The sequence below is a fragment of the Rheinheimera muenzenbergensis genome (assembly GCF_036984005.1).
GTDB classification, from domain to species: domain Bacteria; phylum Pseudomonadota; class Gammaproteobacteria; order Enterobacterales; family Alteromonadaceae; genus Alishewanella; species Alishewanella muenzenbergensis.
Genome location: NZ_JALAAR010000011.1, coordinates 90,348 through 116,522 on the forward strand (window position 1 = coordinate 90,348; position 26,175 = coordinate 116,522).

Sequence of the window (26,175 nt, forward strand, 5' to 3'; positions counted from 1 at the left end):
TTAAGTGTTAAACCAATTATAAACCGGCCTGTTCAAGCAGTGTTGCCATATACTGCAAAGCCGTCAATCCCTGAATATCTGTCTCTTGTAGCGGTACTTTATAGCGCGGCAGTGCGGCAAAATCCTGGGCAATTTGCTGCAAATGTATTTTTTCCTGGCTGCGTCTGGCGGCAAGAAAATCGCCATCTGCGCTGTCTGGCAAAATCCGGTTTACGATTAAGCCGGCTAACGGCAGGTTTTCCTGTTGCAGGCTTTGTACCGCACGGCTGGTTTCCAGGATCGGCAGTTTTTCCGGCGTTAGCACAAACAGCAGCGCTGTGCGGCTGTTGTCGGTTAGCACCTCGCGGGTACGTTGCAATAAACGCTGGCGCGTTAACAAGGTTTCAGTAATGGCTTTGCTGCGGGCGTCCATGCCGGCGGTAGCGTTGAGGTTTGGCTCGTCAAAAGGGCTGTCAACATCGCGTCCGGCTTTGGGGGTTAGATGGCCCAGTACATCACCGAGCTTCTCAGAGCGTTGATTGGCTTTTAATAAGCCCAGGGTCCAGGCGGCCATAGCTTCTGGCAGGCTGAGTAAGCGCAGCGTATGACCGGTGGGGGCGGTGTCAAAAATAACCAGATCATAGTCGGTTAGTCCCAGCTCCAGCACATTGGCAATCCGCTCCAGCATGGCGGCCTCCTGTGCGCCGGGCGATTGGCGGGTAAGGCGCATCTGGCGTTCAATTTCAGTAAACATTTCCGGCCGGGTAAAGCGTTTTAACTGGGCGGTTACCCGGGCCAGATGCTGCTCAACTTCACGGTCCGGGTCGAGCTCCAGGCCGTCAACATTCGGCGCTAAGCGGGTAATGTTATCGCCAATTTCCCGGTCAAAGGCATCAGCCAGACTGTGCGCCGGATCGGTCGACACTAACAATACTTTTTTACCGCGAAAGCTTGCCAGCAAGGCCAGCGCCGATGAGGTAGTAGTTTTGCCAACACCACCTTTGCCGCCAACCAGCAGCACACGTTTATCGGTTAACAGCATTTAATGTTGTCCAGCGGTGAATGCTCCATGCCCATGCGGATATGCCAGTCATGAAAACGTTCTATCAATAAGGGTTGTAACTCGAGCGTGTAGTAACTGGCCGGATTGGGAACACCCATCATTTCAGAGAAAATCAGCAGCATAAAAACATCATCCTGCTCGCGCTTAGCGCGCGCTATCGCACTGCGATAGGGCGCGTTGTAGGCTTCTTCTGCGTAAAAGCTGGCTTTTTGGTACCAGGCTTTAAACTTGTTTAAACTCATCTTTCTTGTGCAATGCTATTAGTTTTATTGGCTTTAATTTGCTTGGTTAATGCCGAACTGCATTCCAGCGAGACCAATATCGCCGCAACCAGCACGACTAAGTCCATGGTAAACAGGAACCAGTCGCCTTTGTCGTAAAAGCTCTTTAGCTGAATAAGTAAGCCAAGTGTGGTCATGATCAGCAAAAATACCAGCGGCGCTAGCGTATACCACATAGGCCGGCGCAGTTTTACTAACATTACCGTAATAACTAACAGGGTTAAGCCTGCCAGTAACTGATTAGTGGTGCCAAACAGTGGCCAAATCAACATGCCACCAGAGCCGTCACCACCGGCACCAAAGGCCAATAGCAGGCATGAGCCAACTGCTAACAAGGTAGCCGGGGCGGCCTTTTGCATCCAGCCGATGTTATAAATGCTGCCCCATTCCTGAAAGATGTAACGTTGCAGGCGTAAACCGGTATCCATAGTAGTACCGGCAAACAGCACGACCATTACCGTTAACAGAGTTTGCGACAGTACAGTGTCTAAGCCAACACCGGCTTGCAGTATGTTAGCGCCGCCATTAATAAACGCTGATACGCCGCCCTTACCAAAGCTGCTGTAAATTGCCTGCCAGTCGGCCAGTGTTGCAAAGCCGGCGGTGGCGGCAATTATGGCAGCCAGGGCCAGTGAACCTTCGCCGACAGCGCCAAAGTAGCCAACAAAGCGCACGTCAGGCTCTTTATCTAATTGCTTAGAGGTAGTACCGCTGGATACCAAACCGTGGAAGCCGGAAATAGCGCCACAGGCGATGGTAACGAACAACAGGGGGATCAGCGATGGCGTACCTTCAGGCACGTTGGTATTAAACGCCGGTGCGACCACATCGGGGCCGGAAATAAGCACGGCGCCGTACAGCAGAATTAAACCAATAAATAGCTGAATGCCATTAATGTAATCACGCGGTTGCAGCAGCATCCATACCGGCAGTAATGAAGCTATAGCAGCATAAACAAATAACAGAATAATCCAGCTTTGATTATCGCTAAGTGGCCCCACCATTTCCGGCAGAGCCAGTGGCAGCATAGGGCCGGCGTATATCATGGCATACAGAGCTATTACGCCCACGACGGTAACCAACAGCAAGCTCATATTCTTACGGTAAATAAGCTGGCCAATAATAAGAGCTACCACGATAGCGCCCCATACCGGTAAGGTGGCGCTGGGGAAATTAATCAGCTGATTGGAAATAACCACGGCAAATACCGCATTTACCATCAACAATACCAAAAAAATTACGATCATAAAGATACTGCGGGCGCGGTTACCGACAATATCACCGGTTAGTGCACCTATCGATTTAGCTTTATTGCGGCTACTGGCCCAGATGGCGCCTGCATCATGTACACCGGCGAAGAAAATAGTACCAAACACCACCCATAAAAAGGCCGGTACCCAACCCCAGATCACCGCGATGGCCGGGCCGATTATCGGCGCTGCGCCGGCGACAGAGGTAAAATGATGGCCCCATAAAATGTACTTATTAGTGGGCACATAGTCGACACCATCCTGCATTTCATGCGCTGGCGTTCTAAAGTTTGGATCAACTTTAAAGATCTTTTCGCAGATAAACTTAGAGTAGACAAAGTAACCCAGCGCCATGGCGCCAAGCCCCATTAACATCAGAAAAATGGCATTCATGTTTTTGCCTCAGTTGTCATTGATTTTATTATGCTTAGGGTCAGCCAAGCATAGTACAAAACCATGGCCACAGAAGGTATTAGACTAAAGTCGCGCTAGTCTTTGAAATGCGTTTGGTCCCGGCCGGCTGCTTTGGCCTGGTACAGCGCATCGTCGGCCCGTGCCAGGCTAACGTTCAGTGCTTCTTCGGCCCGGTATTGGCTAAAGCCGATACTGCAGGTAACCCGCATTTTCTTGGGCGTGTCGGCAAACTGAATGTCGGCAACAGCCTGGCGTAACCGTTCTGCTATAACAAAGGCCGCCTCTTTATCGGTATCCGGCAATACGATTAAAAATTCCTCGCCACCAGTGCGGCCAAAATGGTCCTGGGCACGCAGCATTGCCGATACTGTCATGCACATTTGTTGCAGTACAGTGTCACCGACATCGTGGCCGTATTTATCGTTAACTTGTTTAAAATGATCCAGATCCAGAATTAAAAAACACAGCGGTTGGGCGGTATCCAGTGCTTTAACCCGCTCTTGTTCGGCCTGCATCATAATACGGCGCCGGTTGGCGATATTGGTTAACTCGTCGGTCATGGCTAACCGGTGCAGCTTGCGGTTGCGCTTTTTCAGCGAGATTGCAAAACTGAATAAAATAACAAACAACAGGGCAATCAGGCTGAGTGCTGCATATTGCCAACGCTGCGCCAATTGCAGGGTGCTGACATGCTGCTCGGCCAGTTTTTTTTCGCCTTCCAGTTGTCTGGTGCGCTCTAACTGCCGGTCCGAGTCGAACTGAAAGCGCAGTATATTACTCTGCTGCTCGCGGGCGCGTTGCTGCTGTGCCTTATTCTGCGTTATAAACTGCGTCAGCAGGCCGTAGGCTTGCTGATAGTTGCCGGCAGCAGCTTCGGCCGGTGCTCTGGCGGCATACAGCATTAACATATAACGGGGATTGTTTTCTGCGCTCAGGTATTGCTGCGCTTCATCAAAACGTTGCAACGCCGCTTGCGGCTGTTGTAGAGCATTGAGTGTCTCGCCGTTGTACATCGCAAGCAAACCTTTGTAACTGGCCAGCGTGGATAAGTCGGGCGCATTCAGCACAGCCAGTTCAGCTTGTGCCTCTTGCGCTAACGCCATAGCTTGTGGGTACTGCTGTAACAGATTGTAGATCCATACCAGATTAACCTTAGTGTAACTCTGCCATAGCGGCTCTTGAATTTGTTGATACACCTGCATTGATTGCATAAACAGGGCTAAGGCCTTGTTGTATTGTCCCAGTTCGGCATGCGAGTACGCTTTTTCGTGCATAATCAAAGCGTGGCGAAATTGCTCGCTGTCGGCGCTAAATTCCTGCTCTGCCTGTTCAATATAACTAAGCGCATCCTGGTACAACCCCATGCGGCGGTAAGTTGCAGCAATTGACAGCACTAAATCGCTGATATAAGGCTTGTAACCCAGGCCACGTTGTAGCTGGTAAGCTGTCGTATAATGCTGCATTGCATCGGCATAGTTACCGGTGTAAGACGCCAGATCGCCAAGTAGAGCCAGGCTTACAGCAATGCTCAGCGGGTTTTCACTGGCTTTGGCGGCTTGGTGGGCAAGCTGCGCGCTTTGCTCCGCCAGATTGCTATCACCAGCCTGGCTGAACAGGTAGAAACGGCACATATAATAGTCGGCAAGTGCGGCCTGATCATTGCGCTGTTTAGCGTGGGCTATTTTAGTGTCGCTATAGGCGAGGCCTGCCGTAGGATCACCGGAATAACCCAGCTGGCAGCGTAAACGGTCAAGCCGGTGCTGGCGCTGTACATCATCTGGTGGTAACGCCGCTTCAAGCTCGGCCAGTGCGGCTTTATAATCAGCAAGACTAAAAAAATAACGCTGGCCGCTTTCAATTTGCTGTACCAGTTGATCGAACTGCGCCGGAGCGGCAGTTAGCGCACAACTGAACAAAAACACGGCGCTGAATATGATTTTATTCAAAGACATATATTAACCACTAAGCAAGACAGTATCAGCATAGCTGATACTGTGCGACCCAGATGGAATTTATTTTGCACGTTCAGCGTTTTTGCACCCAGTTGCCATCAAGCAGAATAAAATGGCCGGAGCTGGTACGCTCTATGGCTTTTTTACCGGCCATGGCTTCGACATCGGCAACGGCAATATTGTTTTGCTGGGCCAGCCTGGCGTATTCAGCACGACGGGCATCATTAATTAGTTTTACAATATCCGCGGCATCGTTACTGTTTTGCACTACACCCAGGTAACCGTTAGCTTGCTCGCCGACTAAGCCCTGTGCTTTAGCATTACCCAAGGCCGCCATAGCTTGTTGTAAATTCATTGCCAGTACCGGCAGGCTTAATGCGAACAGGGCTGGTAACAGTAACATGTTAATCTGTTTTATTAATTTCATCATGGGCTCCTTAGAACAAACCGCTGTCATCGCTGAACAATTCGTCCAGTTGCTTATCGACCTTGATATAAATTTCATGCTGAATTTTTACATTCAGGTTAATGTTGATCGGTTCGGCTGGCAATGCTACCTGCACCTTGGGCGTGCAGGCGGGCAGCAACAGTGCCAGCAATACCGCTGTGCTCAGTTGTTTTATCATGGTTGTGCTCCATTGGCGTGCTTGGCGCCTTGCTGTTGTATGCGTTGTTGAACTCGTTGTTTGATTTTGTCACTGATTTGGCTGCTAAGTTGCAAACTGGTGATAAGCGCCGGTATATCTTCCTCCAGATTAATATTCAGATTAATCGCCCGGCCGGCTTCCAGTGCCGGATTTTTTCCTTGCAGATTAAGCGCTAAAACTAATTTGCCGTTGGTATCATAGTTAACCTGGCTCGACAGCACTGAATAATGAAAATCGTCCAGTGCGTCCAGTACGACCTTCATTCCGGGGTTACTGGCCGCCATACTCTGTGCTGTGGCTGGCCGGTACTGCAGTTTGCCACCCGGGCTGTCAGCTGCAAGGGTTCCGGCTGTTACACTGGCACCCCTGCGGCCCAGTAGCAGCGGTATGGTGCCTGAAATGCGGCCATCACCGGTTAAATCTGTGCTCGGATGTTGCTGCAGGATCTGACTGATATCGATTTGCTGCAACTGAAGTTGCAGTTGCTGCTCGGCCAACGCCAAATCCAGAACTTGGGGTTGCATCATTACCTGGCCACCCATAGCTTGCAGTTGCAACTGTTGTATGTCCAGTTTGCCGGCAGTGACATCGTTTGTGCTGGCATTGTACTGAGCACTTAACATTAAGGGGCCGGCAACAATACCATGCTGAATTTCAGCAATGGTGGCATCAGTTGTTGTCAGTTGCAGCTGCTGCTCCTGATACTGCAATTGTAAGCTGGCCGCCAGCTCATTAAACAAGCTGCGATCATAAATACCGTTGATACCGGATAAGCCCAATTGCGCTGTAGCGCTGACTGCCGGCAGCAGTGTGAGTTCGCCTGATGCGGACAGTCGGCCGCGGTTAAATTCCAACAAAGCCGGCCAGGCGCTAAATGTTGCCGCCACCGGGTTACCGGCCAGCAAAAAGCTGTCGTCTAACTGCCAGTTCAGCTTTGTCAGCTCAGGTCTGTACTGCAGCTGGTGCTTGAGGCTAAGGTTGGCACTGTTGCTAAGCTTGCCGTCAATAAGTAGTGCGGTTGTCTTACCGCTTAACTGCGCTTGCCATTGCCAGGCCAGCGGTTTTAGCTGCGCATGTATCAGCTCGCTGGCATTAATATTAAGCTCCGTTTGCAGCTTAACACTGCTGAAGTTGCTGTCGCCGCTAAAGCGGCCGCTGGCGGCTGTCATGCGGATATCAGCTGCCTGTATAGCGGACGTTTGCAACCGGGCAATGCTGGCATCAGTGCTCAATAGCTGAAGCTGCCACCGATCTGCCAGCCAGTAGGCGTTAAATTTGCTCTGCAGCCTCAATCCAGCCAGGTTTGTGTCTGAGTCGGGGCTTAGCTGTTGTTGCGATAAAGCCAGGCTGGCATTTTGCATAGCGGCACTCAGTGGTGGGGTAAGGTTAAGCACGGCATCAGCGTTGAAGGCCAGAGCTGTATCGCCCTGGCTGCTTAAGCTGACACTGATTGGCAAAGCCGTAAGTTGGCTCTGGCCGTCGCCATCGGCCGTTAAATTGATGTGCAGCTGCTCTGCGGCCAGGCCATATTGCCTGACCTGTTGCGGTAACTGCGGTTGGTGCAGTGTCAATTGTGCATTAAGCTGATATCGGCTTAATTCGCCTTGTTGCAGACCAAGCTCTGCCTGCACTGTACCCTGTAACTGGCCTATCCCCGGTAAGGTTATTGCTGAGGGCAGCTTGGCGTTCAGTTGCCAGTTGCCGCTGGCCTGCGTGGCAAGGCTGGCCAGATCACTGTTTGCCGGCAATTGCAATTGCCAGTTGCTGTGTAGCGATAGTGGCGCTGTAAATTGTGCTAAAGCCGTGGGCGGTATTTCAACTTGCCACAGCTGCAGTTGCTGTATTAACCAGGGCGAGGGCGGCGCAATATCCAGCGACAGCTCGCCGTTGGCTTTAATGTCATTTTGAGCGCTTATTTGCTGTTGCAGTTGTAACTGGACGCTGTTGTCCACTGCAAGCCTGGTATTTAGCAATGGCAGTTGTTGCTCGGTGCGATAATCGCCGTCAAGGGTTAGCCGAATTATTTCCGGGCTGTTGCTGTCGGCCAGCTTTAGCTGATATTGCAATTGTTGTGTGGTAGTAACCAGAGAGACCGATAGCAAATAGCGACAGGAATTACCGTCACAAGGCAGCTGCAGTTTAAGGTTGTTTATGTCGAGTTGCTGCGGCAAGCTGGCGGCTAGTTGCGCATTATCAGGCAATTGCTGCGACCTTACCGGGGCAGGTTCGCTATCGGGCGTAGCCGACGGCCAATCTAACAAGCTGATCGCGCCGCTGCCAACCTTTAGCTGGCTTAGTTTCAAGCTCTGCCATTGCCAGTCCAGACTGAGATCCTTGAGTTGTACGTCGATGGTGGGGTTGTCTAGTGTAAAACTGACGCTGCTAAATGTTATCTGGTGCAGACCAAGGCTGTCGATCTGATATTGCAGGTTTTGCAGCGGTAGCGCGGCCAGTGTTTTTTGCAGGTACCACCAGGCGCCGGCTACTAACAGCAGTAACAGTGCTAAGCCTGTAAACAGTGTTTTATGCCACCTGCGCATTAAGGTAATCCTTTAGGTTGTTAAGTCGACACTAAACTGAAGCTACTGAATAGACAATGAATATACCATGTTGCCGCAGTCTGTGTTGCTGCGGCATAAAAAAGGGCAGCTTACGCCGCCCTGATATTTGCCGTTGCTATTTTACTCAGCACTTAGCACTTAGCATAAGTTACTCTTTACGGGCTGCGGCAGAAGCATCGCGCAGTGCACGGAACTCGTTGCCTTCGTTCCAGTTTGGCCAGCTACGGCTATTGGCTAACTCGTTACCGACCTGATAAAACAGGAATAAGTCTTGCTGTGCGCCGCGTAAGTCCCAATTGTCATTCCATTCGTCACCGACTTTGTGGTAGCAGCATTTATTGTATTCAGCACGCTGTGCTTTGCCCCATTCTTCGCCATGCTCAAAGTGATCATTACCACCTTTGGCGTATAAAATGGGCACGCCTTTTTTCGACAGGTTAAAGTGATCTGAACGATAGGCAATACCGGCTTGTGGGTTGTGCTCGCGCACCGCATAGCGACCTTGCTGTTTGGTGTATTTGATTAAAATATCTTCGGCATTGTTATTACCCAGACCTACAATCACCATATCTTTCATCGGGCCGTAGACATTCATCACGTCCATATTGATACCGACAACTGTTTTCTCCAGCGGGAATACCGGATTAGCCGCATACCAGGCCGAACCTAACAAACCACGCTCTTCTGCGGTTACCGCAACAAAGACTACCGAACGCTCAGGCTGTGTTTGCTGGGTAAAGTACTCAGCCAACGCTAACAGGCCACCGGTGCCGGAGGCATTGTCTTGCGCGCCGTTAAACACTTTGTTATTAGGGTTAGAAAAATCCATGCCCAGATGGTCCCAGTGTGCCATATACAACACATACTCATCCGGATACTTGCTGCCTTCGATGTAGCCTACCACGTTACTTGAGGTCAGCTCGCGCAGGTTGTTTTTCACGCTGACAGACGCTTTAGCATTTAGCGGGATAGGGGCAAAGTCTTTTTGCAGCGCTTTTTTATGCATTGTAGCCAAATCGGTGCCGATATTGGCAAACAGCTTTTCTGCTGATTCAGTCGTCACCCAGCCTTCAACCTTGGCGCGGTCCATGTTTTTGTTTTCATTGATTAAATCAAATTTAATCGGCGAGCCGTGCGCTACCACACCCCAGCCATAGCTGGCGGCGTCGGTTTCGTGAATGATCAGCGCCATCGCCGCACCCTGACGGGCTGCTTCTTCAAATTTATAGGTCCAGCGGCCATAATAGGTCATGGCGTTACCGTTAAAAAGCGCCGGGTCCTGGGTAGCGAAGCCGGGATCATTGACAAACATCACCACGGTTTTGCCTTTAACATCCAGACCTTCGTAGTCGTTCCAGTTGTATTCCGGAGCCACTATGCCATAGCCAACAAACACCATTTCGCTGTCAACAACATCAACTTGCTCAGTTACTTGGGTAGTCCAGGCAGTCATGTCGTCGCGATAGTTAAATTGAGCCGGCAGTTTGTCGCCCGTTAAGGTCATTGCAGACACTTGCACCGGATCAATTTGCACCAGTGATACCGGTTGTTTATAGCTGTCAGCGTCGATTGGTTTTAAACCAATACGGCGGAAATTATCTTCTAAATAGGCTACGGTTAGTTCTTCGCCTTTGGTGGCCGGGGCGCGGCCCTGAAACTCGTCGGAGGCCAGAGTTTTAATATATTCGCCTAAGCGCGGATTAACCTCAGTCAGCGTTAACTCGTTTTGTACGGCAGCGCTTTGCGGTGCTGCGGTCGTTTTGGTTTCGGCGGGTTGTTCAGTGCAGGCCGTTAGCATAGTGCCGGCAGCCAAAGCGCTGGCAAGCAGGGTAAACCTGGAAAGGGTTGTCATAGTCACTCCGTGGTTTTTATCGTTATTGGTGTCGCTGTAGTCTCAGCGTTCAGTGTTACTGGCTAGCTATCTTAACGCAGCTAAAAACCGGCGACCAGTATAGTGGTCGCGGCTTAACGGTGATTAATCCTGATAGCCCCAGGGCGTTGGCGGTAAAGCCACCGGTTTGGTTAAATCAAAATCAACGCGAAATTCGCGGCCGTCGCGCACCAGACGGTAAGTAAAAGTTTGCGGGTAAATGTACATTTGCCAGGTGTTACCGTTAGAGGCGGGTATACCCTGGCTGACAAACAGCTCTTTAGAGTATTGATCGGCCGGGAAGCTTTGTACTGTCGGCCAGCCGGCATCAATTGTATGGCCGCCATACATAGTTGAGTCATCATGGCTGCCGTCTTTATTGCGGTGGTCGTGTTTCAGGCTTAACCCTGAACCGGTTTTAGTGATAATCCAGGTGCGGGAGTGATTGTCACCGACATGGAACGGGATCTGTAATTGGCTGTCAGTACATTTACGTACATGCATGACCAGACGACCTTCAAAGCCGGAGCTTTTAGGGTTGTCTATTACAACTTTACCCTCAAAGGCTTTACCACAGTGTGCGCGCAGGTTATTAAAATAGGCGTCCTGGCTGGCAATGGACACCAGCGGTGCCGGTTGCACTATAGTAGCGGCTGCGCCAGCAGAAAAACTCAACGCGAAAGCGGTGGTAAGCAAAGTTGTGTGCATAAATGTCACCTTATTGTCTTTATAATACCGCCGGACTATAACCTTTGCGCCTGATGGCTGCAAACAGGTGTTAGTCTTAAGCAAACAACAGGAGCTTACAAATGCAAAATGAACTGGATGGTAAATTTTTACTGAGTGTGTTTGGCAAAGTAGAGCAACATGGCATTGCCGTTAATAACGAACTGGGTGCCGGTTTTACACTGGATGGTGTTACGGTGAACTCTGGTTTTGATGGTTATGAAGTGTATTTGACTGATGGTAAGGTGCAGTTAACACTGGGGTTTCATAACAAATGGCATAGTGATGCCGCCAATGAAGCGGATATGGATGCCTTTGTCGCCCAGCTGAAAAAAATTAACCACAACTACTAATTTATTTCACGCCTGCTAAGGATTTGTTCAGCTTAAACCGCTACCATAGGGCGCAAATATAAGCGCTGGCAAACGCGACAGCGGGTGTGAGCGGCAGAACATTTCTGTTTAGACGGCTAAAAGGCTATTGCTTGAATGGCAAAAACAGGTTAAGGTGTCGCCCGTCAATCATATCTGATAGACCAGAAGAGGTGCGTTAGCCAGGTAGTTCAGGACAGATGTCTATACATCGTAGCCTGAATGAGGGGGACTAATGCCGAGGGAGCTGCCGTTATAGAGCAGTAGTTCCCGGTCGTTAAGGCTGAATCCTTACGACTGTCACCTGAATTTCGGTGGAGAGCTTCTGGCCTTTGTTAACTACAGTTTACAGAAATACAGAAGCAATCTGTGCCATTCTCGTTTTGCTGTTAGCAAATGCCATGCTCTGCTTATTATGTTTTATAAGGAGAGGCACCCTTGTCCAAACTTATTGTTGCAAAATTCGGCGGCACCAGTGTCGCAGACTTCGATGCGATGTCGCGCTGCGCTGACATTATTTTATCTGAACCTGCCATTCGTTTAGTAGTTGTCAGCGCCAGTTCCGGCGTAACCAACCTGCTGGTTGATATTACCAAACACACCGATGTTGCCGAGCGCTACAGCTGTTATCAGGGCATTGAGCGTATTACGCTCGCGGTACTTAACCGCCTGCAGCAACCCGATGCGGTTGCTGCTGACATCGAGCAGCTGCTATCAGCGTTAAAAGAGCTGATAGAGCAAAGTGGAGCCGTGTATAGCGCAGCACATAAAGATGAAATTCAATCTTTTGGCGAACGTTTAAGTTCAGTACTGTTTGCTCAGGTATTGCGTGAGCGCGATGTCGCCGGTTTATGTTTTGATGCCCGCCGCGTGCTGCGTACCGACAGCCGCTTTGGCAAAGGTGAGCCGCAAATAAACCAGATCAGCGAGTTAGCAGCGCTGCATTTACAACCCTTACTGGCTGACAATGTGGTGGTTACCCAGGGCTTTATTGGTGCTGATGACGTAGGCCAAACCACCACGCTGGGCCGTGGTGGCTCAGATTACAGTGCTGCCTTACTGGGCGAAGCTCTTAATGCAGCAGTAGTACAAATCTGGACCGATGTAGTCGGCATTTTTACCACTGATCCCCGTTTAACCGAGCAGGCGCGCTGCATTAAAGAAATCAGCTTTGATGAAGCCGCTGAAATGGCGACCTTTGGCGCCAAAGTATTGCACCCGGCTACCTTGATACCGGCAATGCGGCGAAATATTGGTGTGTTTGTCGGCTCCAGCCGCGAGCCTGAAGCAGGCGGTACTTGGATAGCGAAAGAAGTAACCGAACGTCCGCCATATCGTGCTATCGCGCTGAGAAAATCGCAGACCCTAATCACAGTAAAAAGCCCGGCCATGTTGCATGCGGCCGGCTTTTTAACCCGGGTGTTTGATATTCTAAGCCGGCATCAGATTTCGGTTGATTTAGTCACCACCTCTGAAATCAGCGTGGCGTTAACCCTGGACGAAGGCGGCATGACCAGCGCTTTTAGTGCCTCGGTAGAGCCGGCGCTTAGCGAGCTGCGTAGCTTTTGTGAAGTGTCGGTAGAGCAGGGATTAAGTCTGGTCGCCGTTATTGGCAACCATTTGCACAGCAGCAAAGGCATTACCGGCGATTTATTTAACACCTTGGAGCGCATTAACATGCGGCTGATTTGCCACGGTGCCTCTAAACATAACCTGTGCTTTTTAGTGCAGGATGCCGATGCACCCGGCGTGGTAAAACAACTGCACCAGAATTTATTTAGTGCAGCCTGAAAACAAAAAGCTTGATTTATCATAAAGATAATTTAAGTGAGAATCGGTTTGCCCTAAGCCAACCGTTGAAGGCATGGATGCCTGAATCGAGCCCCCAGGGATGGGTTCACGGCGTGTTGGCGTGGGCAAACCGGTTCGTGTGAAACAACCGGTCCGATTGTCTATTAGTGTGCCTATTCGTAGGGTAGTGGGTCGGTGGTGTTATTCAACGTAAAGGCTTCAAGTCGTTCCTGGCATGAACCACACTTACCGCAGGCTTTTTCCCGGCCGTTGTAGCAGGTCCAGGTTTGGCTGTAGTCCAACCCCATGGCCAGGCCATCGGCAAGAATTTCAATTTTAGTTTGTGCTAAGTACGGGCTGACAATATCGACCGGCTCGTAGTTGGCAATTTGGCAGACATCATGCATTTTTTGCACAAATTCGGGCCGGCAGTCGGGGTAAATAAAGTGGTCGCCGCTGTGTGCGCCGTAATACACCTGATTGGCACCAATAGACACCGCATAACCCACTGCTAATGACAGTAAAATCATATTACGGTTTGGTACCACGGTTGACTTCATATTATCGGCGGCGTAATGCCCTTCCGGGATGTCGATATTGTCGGTTAACGAAGAGCCGGCTAAAAGCTGGTTAATAGCAGAGATATCGACAATTTTATGTTTTATGCCCAGCTGCTGACACACTTGTGCCGCGCACTGCAATTCTTTGACATGGCGCTGGCCGTAATTGAACGACAAGGCATAAACATCATGGCCGGCCTGCACCGCTTTGTGTAACACGGTGAAGGAGTCCATCCCACCGGAATAAATCACCACAACTTTGTTCGGCATAGCAGGCTCTCTCTTGTATAATACAACTCAAATTTCGCGATTTGCCCGCCAGTCTTGGCGGGGGCGCGCATTGTACAGTAATTCAGCCACAGGCTAAAGGGCAAAGCACAGAGTGTATAAAGTTAACGAGGTATTTGAAACCATTCAGGGGGAGGGCAGTTTTACCGGCGCGCCAGCCATTTTTATCCGTTTACAGGGTTGTCCGGTAGGTTGCAGCTGGTGTGATACTAAACATACCTGGGAGGTGAAACAGCCTTTGCGTCAGCCGCTGGGTGATATCGTGATAAAAACGGCTGAAACAGAACATTGGGCCGCGGTAGATGCTGCAGATTTATTAGCCTTGTTTCGCCATGAAGGTTATCAGGCTAAACATGTGGTGATCACCGGTGGTGAACCCTGTATGTATGATTTAAACCCACTGTGCAATGCCTTACACGCTGCTGGTTACAGCAGTCAAATTGAAACCAGCGGTACCTTTGACATCAAAGCACCGCTGCAAACCTGGGTTACTGTATCACCGAAAGTAAATATGGCCGGTGGCTACAAGGTTCTGCAAAGTGCGCTGGACAGAGCCAACGAGATAAAGCACCCGGTAGCGATGGAAAAACATATCGACGAGCTGTTGCAGTTATTGCAACATACCGATACCACAGCTAAGCTGATTTACTTACAACCCATAAGTCAGCAACGCCGGGCAACCGAGCTTGCTATAGCGCAGTGCAAAAAACACAATTGGCGCTTGAGTGTGCAGGTGCATAAATATTTGGGGATCAGCTAAATGCAAACAATAGAGCGGTTTTTTCAGAACTATGCCCAGGCTTATATTTCTGCTGAACTGGCGCAATTTGAACATTTGGTGGCAACACCCAGTTTATTGCTTGCCGGCGAACACAAAACCTTGCTGACAGACAGTGACTGCCTGCATCAGCATGTATTGACGACAGTGCAGAAATACCGCTCATTAGGTGTTGTGCACGCCGACTTTGTTTTGCAGCATCAACTGCGTTTATCAGATCAACTGCAATTTGCCAGTTTGTACTGGCGCTTTTATGACACTAACAATGCTGTGTTATTTACCTGCCATACCTCTTATACCCTGCAAAAACGTAATGATGTGTGGCAGGTAGTAGCCATTATTCTGGATGATGAGCAGGCCGCTTATAACAGAGTAAAAAGTGCTCAGGCCTGATGAGATAGCCAGGCCTGTAAACTGTTCAGGCAAGGCGTTGAACTGCTCTCCAGTGCCAGTTGCTGTTTCAGCGCTGGCTGCATTGGCAATATTTCCAGATAGCGCGACGCCAGCCAGTTAGCATCACGGTATTTAGGGTTGGGATACAACTGGCGCAATGCCGGATAGTGTTGCAACAATTTTTCCAGCTGTTGCACCAGGGGTTGATACTCGGCCACTAAGTCTAATGCCGGCCAGCTATCAAGTGCTGTAACCTCGGCGACATGCAACTGATCCGGCTCTTGCCAGCGCCGTACAATTTTTACCTTTTCTATACCGCTTATGGTAATTCCCAATAAGCCGTCTTCTAATTGTTCAAAATCTTCAATTTGCACCCGGGTAGCCAGTGGCAAAATGCGCTCGGGATCTTTTTGTCCAACATAGGGATTAAGTTGCGCCATGGCAAAATTACGTTTGCCGGCGCTGGCCTCGCTAACCAGACGTACATAGCGGGGCTCAAATACCCGCAAACGCATGCGGCCTTCAGGTAAAATAAAGCTGTTTAACGGAAATAGTGCCAGTTGCTGCATAGTACTGCTGATAAAGTTGTATAGTTGCGCTTTATACGCACTTTAAAGCGTACTGGTTTGCTCAGACAGAGGTTTTATGACGACAGAATATTGGTTTTATCTGCTTAGTGGTTTAGTCGTGCTGAATTTGGTGCTGCTGGTGTGGTTGTTGTCAGGCCGGGCTGATGTTGGCAAATTATTAAATCAGTTTAAGCTTGAGCAGGTGCAACAGCAGGGACAGCTACAACAACAATTGCTGGAGCAATTGCACAGCCAGCAGCGGCAGTTGCAGCAACAACAACAGGATCATCTGTTGCAGTTATTGCAAAAAATTACCGATACGCAACAGGCCGCCCGTTTTGAATTAAGTAAAAATTTGCAGCAGCAGGCGATTATGCTGGCCGAACAGGTAAAACAGCTGACACTAAGTATTGATCAGCGTTTAAAAGATATAGCCGGGCAGGTAGAAAAGCGCTTAAGTGACGGCTTTGAAAAAACTAACCAAACTTTTACGGACATCGTAAAACGGCTGGCGTTGATTGATGACGCGCAAAAGAAGATAACAGAGCTATCGGGTAATGTGGTCAGCCTGCAGGAAGTGCTGGCTGATAAACGCTCGCGCGGCGCCTTTGGTGAGGTACAGTTAACGGCGCTAATTCGTAACGTTATGCCGGAGCAACATTTTTCGCTGCAACATACGTTGAGCAACGGCCGTATAGCCGATTGCATGTTATTTTTACCCAAACCCAGTGGCGATATTGCCATTGATGCTAAGTTTCCGCTGGAAAGCTATAAAAAGATGACCGATCCGCAATATGGCCCTGAAGAGCGCAAACAAGCGCAGCGCCAGTTTAAAGTGGATATTAAAAAGCATATTAATGATATTGCCGACAAATATATTATTGCCAATGAAACGGCCGACGGCGCCATAATGTTTTTACCGGCCGAGGCTATTTTTGCTGAGCTGCATGCCTATCATGCCGATATCGTTGAAGAGGCTTACCGTCGCCGGGTTTGGCTAACGTCACCGACTACGTTAATGGCCGTATTAACCACAGCGCGCAGTGTACTAAAAGATGACGCTACCCGGCGCCAGGTGCATTTAATTCAGGAGCATCTGATTAAGCTGGCGGAGGATTTCGATCGCTTTCGCGGCCGGTTTGACAACCTGGCTAAACACATCGATCAGGCTGCCGTAGATGTAAAACAAATTCATACTTCGGCACATAAAATCAGTAGCAGGTTCAGCCAGATAGAAAAAGTGGAATGGCTGGAGCAAAGCGACTAGGCTGATGGTTAGCGGATAGCCAAAATCGCAACACTAGCAGTGTGCAGCAAGGAGCCAGTTATGCGAAGTCATTGCTTGGTATTGTTATTCTGGGCGCAGTGTCTAGTTGCGGCTGGCCCTGAGCCTATCCGCGCTGTAGTTAGTGAAACCAATACGCCTCCCTATGCTATTTTTAATGCCGCTAAAGAGTTACAAGCCGGTTTAAGCAAAGACATTATCGATGAACTGGGGCTTAGCCTGGGTAGAGCTGTGAGTTACCTGAATTTACCCCGCAGCCGGGTCGAGCTGTGGTTACAGGATGGCAAAGCCGACTTAGCTTGCTTTCTCAGCCCGGATTGGGTACCCGATCCCGACAGCTTGCATTGGACCGACCCCTTGTTTAGCACTCAACAGTTATTGGTGCGCCGTAAAGACAACACTATTATTACCGCTGTACAGCATTTAGCCGGTAAACGGGTAGGCACTACCCGGGGCTTCACTTACCCAGAGCTTGAACAAGTATTCCGCCTGGGTGATGTGATCCGGGATGATGCCCACTCGCTGGAAAGTAATCTGCTGCGCCTAAAGCAGGGGCGGTTAGATGTCGTGATGACGGTAGACTTGTCGTACCATTTTTACCTTAAAACCACCGGCGATGACAGTTTTGCCGCCGATCCGTTGTGGTCGGAACCGCCAGCGGTTTATTGTGCTTTAAGCCGGCATAACCCACAGCAAAGCGCTGTACTTAAAGCCGGTTTTGCCCAGCTGGTGCAAAGCGGCTTTATTCAGCAGCGTCTGGCATTTTATATGGGCAGCGGGCAACACACAGTGATGCCGGCAAATTAACGTCTGGGATCATCTTTTAATTTCGGAATTTTTAAGCCCAGTTCGCGTCCCCGGTTTCTGGCGTAATAAGTACAGCCAATAAACATCAGACTGGCCAGCAACAGCTCTGTCAACGCCAGTAACTGTCGTACACCGTCACTGACCCATAAATGTGTCAGGCTATGCAGAAAATAAATCATCACAACAAAATTGGCCCAGGCCAGTGTATAGGCGTGGCCTTTGATGATGCCGTATAACGGAAACCACAGTGGCACCCAGAGCAGAGCCAGCAAAACCAGTGGATTACCCAGTTCTGGTGGAGCCAGATACAGGATCCACAGCGGCTGCAACAGCAACAGGCCGAAAAAACCTAACCGCCCCAGCAATAAAAAACGCGCGGTCTGCGCTGACATTGGCACGACATTACTACTTTGCATGCTATTCCCGTTGTAGTTTAAGTTGTGTACTGAGTTTGGCCAGGCGTTTGCCAAAGGCTATCGCCAGCCGCTGCTCTTCAACGCTAAGTTTGTTATCGGCAAAATGTCCACTGACGTGGCTGGGGCCGTAAGGCGTACCGCCGCTGCTTGTCTGATGCAGTTCCGGCTCGCTGTAAGGAATACCGGTTAGCAACATGCCATGATGTAATAACGGTAAACTCATGCTCAGGAGTGTGGCTTCGTTGCCTCCGTGCAAACTGCCGGATGAGGTAAATACGCCGGCCGGTTTGTCAATCAGATCGCCCCGCAACCACAGGCTGCTGGTACTATCCCAAAATGCTTTTGCCTCGGCGGCCATATTGCCAAACCGCACCGGGCTGCCAAAAGCCAGGCCGTCACAGTCAGTCAGATCCTGCAGGCTTACCTGCGGATGGCGGCCACCTGGTTCGCCTTGCAGTGGCGCAATACACCGTACAATAGCCGTAGCTTGCGCTTGTTGTACACCTATAGCGATTTTATCGGCCAGGGCGGCAACAGCGCCGTGGCGCGAATAATACAAAATAAGCACATTGGCAGCCATTATAAAATGGCCAATACATTGCTGGCTGGCCGGCCTATAGCGGCTTTGTTGCCATTTACCACTATAGGGCGTTCAATTAGTTTCGGTGTGTTAAGCATGGCGGTAATCAACTGCTGCTCGGTCAGGGCTGTGTTATCTAGTCCCAGGGCGGCATACTCCGGCTCTTTGCTGCGCAGCAGCTGGCGCGCGCTAATGCCTAGCAAGCTTAATAATTGGCGCAGATCCTGCTCGGTTGGCGGTGTTTTCAGATATTCGATCACTTCAATTGAGCTACTGTGCTCTGTGAGTAAGGCCAGCGTTTCGCGGCTTTTTGAACAACGTGGGTTATGGTAAATCTTTAACATTAGGGGTCCTGTATATTAGCGAATACCGCATGTTACATACGGCGCAGACGGTCAAATTCTGTTTGTAGCTGGTTCTTCTTCGCTTCCAGCCGCCGGCTTTCTAATTTGTCTTCCGCTGCTAAATGATTTAGCGCTTCGTTCAGATCGTCAATAGCTTTAGGGTAGTTAGCCAGCTGATAACTCAAATCGGCCCGGGCTTCATAAAATCTGGCCAAATCATCTACTGCCTTGTAAGCCTCAGATAGCAGATCATAGGCAAGAATGCTGTCGTTTTTGTAATACAGCAGGCTTTTTAGCAAATGTATTGCTAAGCGGTTAGCGCCGGACTTCAACGCCACATTGGCATAGTTAAGTGTGACCACCAGATTATTTGGCCGCAATAAATATTGTTGCTCTAACATGTCCAATGCCGCCGGATAAGCTTTGCTGCCGAGCAGAATGTCGGTGTAGACATCAATAAAATACAAATTGTGTTCGTCTTTTGCCAGCAGTTGCTCAATCAATGCGCGTGCTTTGTCGTATTGCTCGGTATCCAGTAATGTCACGGCCAGGCCATATTGGTTGGCTTTAGTGTTGCCGCCGGGTTCACTAAGTTTTTTACGGAACAGTTGTTCTGCATCTTTGCTGTTGTAGTGGTAGCGCGCCAATATTCGGGCTTTAGTTAGGGTGAAATCCTGACTGTCTGGGATAAAACGCTGCTGAAATTGCTCAGCCCTCAGTCGGGTATCGCTAACCCGGCTTTGTGATAACGGGTGAGTTTGCAAAAACGCCAGTTGTTGGTTTACAAAGCGGCTTTGCTCGGTAAGTTTGCGGAAAAACTCTGGTACCGCATAGGGATCGAAACCGGCTTCGGCCAATATCTGCATACCTATACGGTCGGCTTCCTGCTCGTTGCCACGGGTAAAGTTGATAGCGCTTTGCTGCGCAGCGCCCTGAGCCGCCATCATCGCCGCCATGCCGGCCTCAGGATTAACTGTTGCCAATACAATGGCGCCAAGCACACCGGCCAGTGTTAGCGGCGCGCGCTGATTTTGTGCTTCAACAAAACGGGCAATATGCCGCTGGGTAACGTGGGCGATTTCATGCGCCATTACGGAAGCAAATTCACTTTCGCTGTCTGCAACGGCCAAAGTACCGGTATGCGAGACTATGTTGCCGCCTAAGGTGGCGAAGGCATTGATGTTTTTGTTGTTTACCCAGTAAAACTTAAACGGAAACTTGACATCATTGGCACGCGCAACCAGACGATTGCCCAACGCATTGATATATTCATCAAGCAGTGGATCATACACCATCGGCAGGCTGCCACGGGTTTGACGCATCATTACGTCGCCCAGCTGTTTTTCTTTTTCCGGTGTAATAGTGTTAAACGCATTACCGCCCAGATCGGGTAGTACAGCAAAAGCCGGGCCTGAGTTAAGCTGGATACCTGTAGCTAACAGGCAAAGTGCCAAAGGTTTTGTTACTGCAGAGAATCTCATGTCAAAAACACCTGACCCTGTTTTAATGTTTGGTGTTACCGTTAATGCAGACTTTGTCTGGTTTTAGGCTGATTAGTTCCATTAGCAAAGCCGTGCTAATTTAGCATATATTTTGCTGCACCAGAGAGTTAAGCCGCAAAATAGCCATTATCTTAGGTATACTTGTAGCTGTTTTCGCCAGTTGGCACTTTTTTATAGGTTGGAGTTTGTACTCATGCTGGATTGGTTAAAAAAATGGTACGCCAATAAGTTTTCTGATCCTCAGGTCGTGACACTGTTTTTATTGCTGTTGATTGGCTTTATGGCCATTTACTGGCTAAGCGGAATTTTGGCACCGGTGTTGGTGGCCATTGCGTTTGCCTATTTACTGGAGTGGCCTGTTGTGCGCCTCGGCAAGCTTGGTTTATCTCGCGGTGTCAGTACCGTTTTGGTGGTGGCGGCTTTTATTGGTGTGGCGACGTTAACGCTGATGTGGCTGATCCCAATAGTCTGGTATCAGGGGCGCAATCTGCTGCGGGACTTGCCGCAAATGATAGAGCAGGGCAAAGCTTATTTACTGGAGCTGCCGGCATCGTTTCCTGGCATGGTCAGTGTGGAGCAAATTAACATACTAATGCATTCCGTTGACGAGCGACTGATGAAGTTTGGCACTAACATGCTGCAGTTATCGCTGGCCTCGATTGTCGATTTAGTCGCCTTGCTGATTTATCTGGTACTGGTGCCGTTGATGGTATTTTTTATGTTAAAAGACAAGGCGCAATTAACCAGTAGTTTTGCGCAGTTGTTGCCAACCGAGCGCAAATTGATAAGCCAGGTATGGCATGAAATGAATGTGCAAATTATGAATTATATCCGCGGTAAAATACTGGAGATCCTGATAGTAGGTGCCTGCAGTTACGCGGTGTTTGCTTTGTTCGGTTTAAATTACCCGCTGCTGCTGGGCGTTTTGGTTGGTTTGTCGGTGTTAATTCCCTATGTAGGCGCGGCTGTAGTCACCTTGCCGGTCGCTTTAGTGGCGTTTTTTCAGTGGGGGCCGACCGCTGAGTTTGGTTATTTAATGCTGGCCTACGGTGTTATTCAGGCGTTGGATGGTAACTTACTGGTGCCCTTGCTGTTTTCTGAAGCGGTAGACCTGAACCCGGTATTTATTATTATTGCCGTGCTGTTTTTTGGCGGGTTGTTTGGTTTCTGGGGCATCTTCTTTGCTATACCGCTGGCATCTCTGGTTAAGGCAACCGTTAATGCCTGGTCTAGCAGGGTGCACCCGCACGCTGAATTAACAGAGCCACAGTAACTGCCGGCTACCAGTAAAAGCCGGCGTTAATGCCGGCGCTAAGCTGCCGCCCCGGCGCCGGTTCAAAAGCGCGGCCGTTACCCTGGTTGACAATGACTGAACCGACATAGGCTTTATCCGCGATATTATCGAGCGCCAGCCAGTAATCCAGCGTAAGCTGTTGCCATTGCTGGCTGTGGCGCGCGCTAAGTGAGAATGTCAGTGCAGACGGAGCCGCATCGCTGTTGGCATCGTCCAGATACACCTTGCTGCGGTACTGGCTGTGTAAGCTAAATTCGGTATCGCGTAGTGCCGCCTTGTCTTGCCAGGGCCGGTAACTAAGTTGCCACTGCAGCTGACTGCGTGCTACGCCGGGTAAGCTGTTACCCTTAAGTTGTGCATCGGCAAATTGTGCCGATAAATAGTGGCCACTAAGCTGATGACGCAGTTGGGCATTTTGCCGCCAATCCAGTTGCAGCTCTGCACCGTAGCGCTCTGTTTTAGCGGCGTTGCGGTAACTGGTGCGGCCGCCAACAGAGTTATCTACCAATAATTCGTTGTCGGTTGTGGTGCTAAAGATGCTGACACTGCCGGTAAAAGTGTTGCCTAACTGTGTTTTAATGCCGGCTTCCCATTGCTGATTGGTGCTGGCATCCAGCGCCAGATTTACACCAGTGCCATCGCTGCGATAGGCAATTTCTGCCAGTGTCGGGCTTTCAAAACCTTGGCCGGCGCTGACAAACAGGCTGATATCACTATTAAGCCGGTAACTTAGGCCCAGTGCCAGTGCCTGATTGTAGAAGCGCTTATTACCGCTATCGTCCGGGTTGGCGGCATTGATAAAGCGGTCAACAATACTAAGCGTCAGCTCACTGTAACGCCAGCCTCCTTCAACGTGCCAACGGTTTGCCGGTTGCCAGTTAAAGCGAATAAAAGCATCTTGATTATCGGCACTGTCAGTTTGTTCACGGCGCAGTTCGCCACGCTGACCAAAGTCATTCACGTAGCCCTGGCGCTCGTCATCACTGTTTACGAAACTGGCGCCAGCAACCAGCTGATAATTGTCCGCCTGTAACAGGCGAAAATGACCGTTTATGCCGCGGAACTGCCGTTGCAATGCGACTTCACCACCGGCAGAGGTGGGCGCTTGTCCGCTAAAAGCTAGCCGCTGCGCGATTTCACGCTGGCCAACCCAGGAACTAAGCTGCCATAAACCGCTTTGCTGATAATCATTCAGGCTGACGCTAAGCTGACGCTGGCGACTGTTTTTTTCGGTATCAAACAGCCTGGCGCCGCTGTGGGTTTGTTGCGGGTCTTGCAGCCAATCGGTAACAGATAGCCCTTGCGGGTCTTGTAATTGCGGATCTCTGGCATAATCAATTCTGGCGGTTAATTTGGCCAAACCAGCTACCGATGTGCGGTACAATATTTGCGCTTGCTGCTTTGTAGCGGCTGAATGTGGCCGGTAGCCGTCGGTGTTAAAACGTTTTAGGCTGGTGCTCAGGCTGCTGTCGCCCTCTACCCAGTCAGCGTATAGCCGGTATTGCCGGTGTTGTTCACTGCCGGCGATAGCAAAACCGGCACCACTTTGCGCCGGTGTGCGGCTGTAGAGTGAAATAACCCCGCCGGCAGCATTGCCGTATAGCGCAGCCAACGGGCCTTTTAATACTTCGACCCGTTCAATATTGTCGAGCAATATTGCCGACAACTGGCCCTGACCATCGGGTGTGGAAATAGGGATGCCGTCCTGCTGCAGATAGATAGAGCGGATGCCAAAAGCACTGCGACTGCCAAAGCCGCGAATACTCAGACGGGTGTCCTGAGCGAAGTTAGCTCTGCTGTCAGCTTGCACGCCACTGATACTGTCCAGCAAGCGCGCACTGTCGATCAGTATGCCGCTGTCGGGAAGTGTGGCCAGCTCTATTGCCGCGGCACTGTTTAACCAGGCTTGTTGCTGTGCTGCACCACTGACTACAATAATTTCAGTTTCTTCTGCCAGCAGGCTGTTGCTGAATACCAGGGTTAACAGCAGCGCCGGCATAACCGGCCGGCTGCTGGATAAATTGCGTATTTTCAAGGGGTTATTTCGTAGGGCTGAGGCGCAGGATCTGGCCGTCAGAGCTGTCAGTTAGCAGGTAAACCGCACCATCAGGCCCTTGCTCAACATCGCGGATGCGCTGGCCAATCATAATGCGTTCTTCATGGCTTACGGTATTGCCGTTTAGCTCCAGGCGCACTAACTGGCCGAATTTTAGCGAGCCTACCAGCATATTGTTTTTCCAGCCGCTGATAAGGTCTGCCGCATAAAACATCATGCCGCTGGGAGCGATAGAGGGCACCCAGTAATGCAGCGGTTGCTCCAGGCCGTCTTGTTTGGTTTTACCAATGACACCACCGCCATATTCTTCACCATAGGTAATAAGCGGCCAGCCATAATTTTTACCGGACTGGGCAATATTGATTTCGTCGCCGCCCTGCGGGCCGTGCTCATGCGTCCACAAGGCACCCGTGGCCGGATGTAAGGCCGCACCCTGAATGTTGCGATGGCCATAGGACCAAATCTCAGCTTTGCTGTCGGGTTTGCCGCTAAAAGGATTGCCTGCGGCGGCTGAGCCGTCGGTGTTTATCCGTACTACGGTACCAATATGGTTAGCCAGGTTTTGGGCTTCCTGGCGCTGGTTGCCGCGATCGCCCATAGTGATAAATAACTGCCCCTGTTGGTCGAATACTAAACGGCTGCCAAAATGGTGACGGCTATCTACTTTCGGCAACTGGCTAAAAATGACACTGACATTCGCCAGTGTATCGCCTTTAATCACAGCACGGGCAACGGCGGTACTGCTGCCGCCTGTACCCGGCTCGCTAAAACTGAAATAGACGGTATTGTCCTGGCTAAAAGTAGGCGATAGGGCGACATCCAGCAGACCACCCTGACCACTGGCGGCAATAGCAGGTAACCCCTGCAGTGAGGTTTTAGTTTTACCGTCGGCGCTAACATGTAGCATGCCGCCATTACGCTCAGTCACCAGCATGCTGCCATCCGGCAAAAAGGCCATTCCCCAGGGGTGTTTTAAACCAGAAACTACAGGATCTAAATTTAACGATACTTTTTCAGTCTGTAAGGTATCGGCTTGCGTTTGTAAAGCCATCGACACCAACGTGGCCAAAACAAGTTTTTTTATCATCTGTAGCTCCGTATTATTATTTATCTGCTGGTGCTAACCATAGCAAGTTTTACCTGCTGATAGTGCATGACCCGACCAACAGCCAGCGCGCTGAGATAATTAGCTGGCGGCATCAAGCCGGGTCGCTTCGCTGGGGGGCTAAGCCAGTTAGCTTGCAAAGCTAGCTAAAATAGTCAGTTTAGATAGTCCAGAACTACCTGATGGTGATCTTTGGTTTTAAACTTATCAAAAACCTGCTCGACGCTGCCATCTTGTGCAATTAAAAAGCTAATGCGATGCAGGCCGTCATACACTTTACCCATAAACTTCTTTTCGCCCCAAACACCATAGGCCTCGGCTACCTGGTGATCTTCATCGGATAACAAGGTGAAATTCAGCTTGTCACGCTCGGCAAACTTTGCCAGCCGTGCAACAGCGTCAGTACTAATACCCAGCACTCTAACGCCTTTGGCGCTAAGTTCAGCGTTAGCGTCACGCAGCGCACAGGCTTGCACTGTACAGCCTGGCGTCATGGCCTTGGGGTAAAAATACACTAAGACGCGTTGTTGTGTTAACAGTGTGGATAACTGCACAGGATTATTGTCCTGGTCGTGCAAAGTGAAATCTGGTGCTGTTGCACCCTGGCTCAGATAGTTCATTAACTTCTCCGTCTCAGGTTTGGGCATGAAAACTGCCGGATAAATTCATTTGTTGCAATAACGCCATCACATCAGCTTCCAATTGCTCGGGTTGCTCACCTTCGGGCAATTCCAGTGTCATAATGGTATGCATCTGCGCTTCAGTTTGCTCGACCGCTAACTTACTGGCCGATTGCAGCGAGCCGATATAAATACTGCGGCTGGCCAGTAAACCGGTAATGGTGCCAAGGGTGCCGACGCGGTCGGGGCCGGTATATTCCAATACATAGTGTGCTGCAACGGCTTTGCGTTGATGGGCACTGGTACGTTTGGTCATAGTCGTCAGATCAAGTTCTAACCCTAGCCCCGGTAATAAATGTTCAATCCGGCTTATTGCGGCAACATCTCCGGAAAGCAGCATGATAAAGGTAAATTCACCACCGAAAATAGCCATCCGGCTGTCAATAATGTTGCAGTTGCAATCGGTAACCAGACGCGCCAGTTTACTGACGATACCGGTACGATCCGTACCAATGGCGGTGACGACAAGTTGTTGAGGCATAATTTGAAAACCCAGTGAACATCGATTTGTAGGCAGCGCAATAATCGCCGGCCAAAAGTGTATCATACCGCCAGATTAAGTCATCCGTTTGTCGAAATGACGCCGATGGCTCAGCCGACTTGTGTTTAGGCG

Annotated in this window: 26 protein-coding genes and 1 riboswitch; of the genes, 7 read left to right on the forward strand and 19 right to left on the reverse strand. The window is 50.1% G+C overall.

All coding sequences use genetic code 11. From position 1 onward, the window contains the following. Positions 1 to 16: 16 nt before the first annotated feature. From MN202_RS13655 to MN202_RS13695, 9 genes are all read right to left on the reverse strand, one after another. A complete protein-coding gene (locus MN202_RS13655) occupies positions 17 to 1,021 on the reverse strand; it encodes an ArsA family ATPase (protein ID WP_335736684.1) in 1,005 nt (334 codons plus the stop codon). Next, the gene (locus MN202_RS13660; RefSeq protein ID WP_335736685.1) at positions 1,012 to 1,284 is read right to left on the reverse strand and encodes a cory-CC-star protein; all 273 of its coding nucleotides are present in this window, start codon (positions 1,282 to 1,284) and stop codon (positions 1,012 to 1,014) included. Before MN202_RS13660 ends, MN202_RS13655 begins: the two co-directional genes overlap by 10 nt. After that, a complete protein-coding gene (locus MN202_RS13665; protein ID WP_335736686.1) occupies positions 1,281 to 2,966 on the reverse strand; it encodes a carbon starvation CstA family protein in 1,686 nt (561 codons plus the stop codon). The genes MN202_RS13660 and MN202_RS13665 overlap by 4 nt, the downstream gene beginning before the upstream one ends. A gap of 95 nt (positions 2,967 to 3,061) precedes the next feature. After that, a complete protein-coding gene (locus MN202_RS13670) occupies positions 3,062 to 4,939 on the reverse strand; it encodes a GGDEF domain-containing protein (RefSeq protein ID WP_335736687.1) in 1,878 nt (625 codons plus the stop codon). 73 nt (positions 4,940 to 5,012) lie between these two features. Next, the gene (locus tag MN202_RS13675; RefSeq protein ID WP_335736688.1) at positions 5,013 to 5,366 is read right to left on the reverse strand and encodes a YdbL family probable chaperone protein; all 354 of its coding nucleotides are present in this window, start codon (positions 5,364 to 5,366) and stop codon (positions 5,013 to 5,015) included. Between the two features lie 10 nt (positions 5,367 to 5,376). Beyond that, positions 5,377 to 5,565 (reverse strand): YnbE family lipoprotein, encoded by a 189-nt coding sequence (locus MN202_RS13680; protein WP_335736689.1) that lies wholly within the window; start codon positions 5,563 to 5,565, stop codon positions 5,377 to 5,379. Further along, positions 5,562 to 8,126 carry an intermembrane phospholipid transport YdbH family protein gene (locus MN202_RS13685; protein WP_335736690.1) on the reverse strand — a complete coding sequence of 855 codons (2,565 nt, stop codon included), beginning with the start codon at positions 8,124 to 8,126 and terminating at the stop codon, positions 5,562 to 5,564. The genes MN202_RS13680 and MN202_RS13685 overlap by 4 nt, the downstream gene beginning before the upstream one ends. A 169-nt stretch (positions 8,127 to 8,295) precedes the next feature. Continuing rightward, positions 8,296 to 9,999, reverse strand: a complete 1,704-nt coding sequence (locus tag MN202_RS13690) for a M28 family metallopeptidase (RefSeq protein ID WP_335736691.1) — start codon at positions 9,997 to 9,999, stop codon at positions 8,296 to 8,298. A 123-nt stretch (positions 10,000 to 10,122) separates the two neighbouring features. Continuing rightward, entirely contained in the window at positions 10,123 to 10,725 is a 603-nt protein-coding gene (locus tag MN202_RS13695; RefSeq protein ID WP_335736692.1) for a hypothetical protein, read from the reverse strand. A 101-nt stretch (positions 10,726 to 10,826) separates the two neighbouring features. Here MN202_RS13695 and MN202_RS13700 point away from each other — a divergent pair, with 101 nt between their 5' ends. Together MN202_RS13700 and lysC are read left to right on the forward strand one after the other, a co-directional pair. Further along, the gene (locus MN202_RS13700; RefSeq protein WP_335736693.1) at positions 10,827 to 11,096 is read left to right on the forward strand and encodes a DUF3081 family protein; all 270 of its coding nucleotides are present in this window, start codon (positions 10,827 to 10,829) and stop codon (positions 11,094 to 11,096) included. Between the two features lie 178 nt (positions 11,097 to 11,274). Beyond that, positions 11,275 to 11,447: riboswitch (Lysine riboswitch) on the forward strand. Between the two features lie 105 nt (positions 11,448 to 11,552). Next, positions 11,553 to 12,905: a lysine-sensitive aspartokinase 3 gene (gene lysC, locus MN202_RS13705; protein ID WP_335736694.1), complete on the forward strand. Its 1,353-nt coding sequence runs from the start codon at positions 11,553 to 11,555 to the stop codon at positions 12,903 to 12,905. A 173-nt stretch (positions 12,906 to 13,078) separates the two neighbouring features. Here lysC and queC read toward each other — a convergent pair whose 3' ends face one another. Then, complete coding sequence (queC, locus tag MN202_RS13710; protein WP_335736695.1) at positions 13,079 to 13,735, reverse strand: 7-cyano-7-deazaguanine synthase QueC; 657 nt, start codon at positions 13,733 to 13,735, stop codon at positions 13,079 to 13,081. 112 nt (positions 13,736 to 13,847) lie between these two features. On the opposite strand from queC, the gene queE reads away from it, so the two are divergent. Then, entirely contained in the window at positions 13,848 to 14,513 is a 666-nt protein-coding gene (gene queE / locus MN202_RS13715) for a 7-carboxy-7-deazaguanine synthase QueE (protein ID WP_335736696.1), read from the forward strand. Then, complete coding sequence (locus tag MN202_RS13720; protein ID WP_335736697.1) at positions 14,514 to 14,924, forward strand: hypothetical protein; 411 nt, start codon at positions 14,514 to 14,516, stop codon at positions 14,922 to 14,924. It begins immediately after the preceding gene. Here the strand turns inward: MN202_RS13720 and MN202_RS13725 are convergent. Next, entirely contained in the window at positions 14,915 to 15,493 is a 579-nt protein-coding gene (locus MN202_RS13725; RefSeq protein ID WP_335736698.1) for an LON peptidase substrate-binding domain-containing protein, read from the reverse strand. The two genes, MN202_RS13720 and MN202_RS13725, sit on opposite strands and share 10 nt — an antisense overlap. A gap of 76 nt (positions 15,494 to 15,569) precedes the next feature. Between MN202_RS13725 and MN202_RS13730 the strand changes: the two genes are divergently transcribed. Both MN202_RS13730 and MN202_RS13735 read left to right on the forward strand, forming a co-directional pair. Continuing rightward, positions 15,570 to 16,760 carry a DNA recombination protein RmuC gene (locus MN202_RS13730; protein WP_335736699.1) on the forward strand — a complete coding sequence of 397 codons (1,191 nt, stop codon included), beginning with the start codon at positions 15,570 to 15,572 and terminating at the stop codon, positions 16,758 to 16,760. A gap of 60 nt (positions 16,761 to 16,820) precedes the next feature. Beyond that, positions 16,821 to 17,585, forward strand: coding sequence for a substrate-binding periplasmic protein (locus MN202_RS13735; protein ID WP_335736700.1), 765 nt, complete (start codon positions 16,821 to 16,823; stop codon positions 17,583 to 17,585). Here MN202_RS13735 and MN202_RS13740 read toward each other — a convergent pair. From MN202_RS13740 to bepA, 4 genes are read right to left on the reverse strand one after another with little or no spacing between them, the layout of a single operon-like run. Next, a complete protein-coding gene (locus tag MN202_RS13740; RefSeq protein ID WP_418334468.1) occupies positions 17,582 to 18,001 on the reverse strand; it encodes a DUF2069 domain-containing protein in 420 nt (139 codons plus the stop codon). The genes MN202_RS13735 and MN202_RS13740 overlap by 4 nt on opposite strands. A gap of 1 nt (position 18,002) precedes the next feature. Beyond that, positions 18,003 to 18,581 carry an NAD(P)H:quinone oxidoreductase gene (gene wrbA, locus MN202_RS13745; RefSeq protein ID WP_335736701.1) on the reverse strand — a complete coding sequence of 193 codons (579 nt, stop codon included), beginning with the start codon at positions 18,579 to 18,581 and terminating at the stop codon, positions 18,003 to 18,005. Then, positions 18,581 to 18,925, reverse strand: a complete 345-nt coding sequence (gene arsC, locus MN202_RS13750) for an arsenate reductase (glutaredoxin) (RefSeq protein ID WP_335736702.1) — start codon at positions 18,923 to 18,925, stop codon at positions 18,581 to 18,583. Before arsC ends, wrbA begins: the two co-directional genes overlap by 1 nt. A 32-nt stretch (positions 18,926 to 18,957) precedes the next feature. Next, on the reverse strand, positions 18,958 to 20,406 hold the full coding sequence (bepA, locus tag MN202_RS13755) for a beta-barrel assembly-enhancing protease (protein WP_335736703.1): 1,449 nt from the start codon (positions 20,404 to 20,406) through the stop codon (positions 18,958 to 18,960). 214 nt (positions 20,407 to 20,620) lie between these two features. On the opposite strand from bepA, the gene MN202_RS13760 reads away from it, so the two are divergent. Then, positions 20,621 to 21,700: an AI-2E family transporter gene (locus MN202_RS13760; protein ID WP_335736704.1), complete on the forward strand. Its 1,080-nt coding sequence runs from the start codon at positions 20,621 to 20,623 to the stop codon at positions 21,698 to 21,700. Positions 21,701 to 21,707: 7 nt separating this feature from the next. On the opposite strand, the gene MN202_RS13765 is transcribed toward MN202_RS13760, so the two are convergent. The 4 genes from MN202_RS13765 to MN202_RS13780 all read right to left on the reverse strand — a co-directional run bounded on the left by MN202_RS13765 (position 21,708) and on the right by MN202_RS13780 (position 26,043). Continuing rightward, the gene (locus tag MN202_RS13765; protein ID WP_335736705.1) at positions 21,708 to 23,756 is read right to left on the reverse strand and encodes a TonB-dependent receptor family protein; all 2,049 of its coding nucleotides are present in this window, start codon (positions 23,754 to 23,756) and stop codon (positions 21,708 to 21,710) included. 4 nt (positions 23,757 to 23,760) lie between these two features. Continuing rightward, positions 23,761 to 24,864 carry a PQQ-dependent sugar dehydrogenase gene (locus MN202_RS13770; RefSeq protein WP_335736706.1) on the reverse strand — a complete coding sequence of 368 codons (1,104 nt, stop codon included), beginning with the start codon at positions 24,862 to 24,864 and terminating at the stop codon, positions 23,761 to 23,763. A 173-nt stretch (positions 24,865 to 25,037) separates the two neighbouring features. Beyond that, positions 25,038 to 25,502 carry a thioredoxin-dependent thiol peroxidase gene (bcp, locus tag MN202_RS13775; protein WP_335736707.1) on the reverse strand — a complete coding sequence of 155 codons (465 nt, stop codon included), beginning with the start codon at positions 25,500 to 25,502 and terminating at the stop codon, positions 25,038 to 25,040. Between the two features lie 13 nt (positions 25,503 to 25,515). Continuing rightward, positions 25,516 to 26,043 carry a glycine cleavage system transcriptional repressor gene (locus tag MN202_RS13780; protein ID WP_335736708.1) on the reverse strand — a complete coding sequence of 176 codons (528 nt, stop codon included), beginning with the start codon at positions 26,041 to 26,043 and terminating at the stop codon, positions 25,516 to 25,518. Positions 26,044 to 26,175 lie beyond the last annotated feature (132 nt).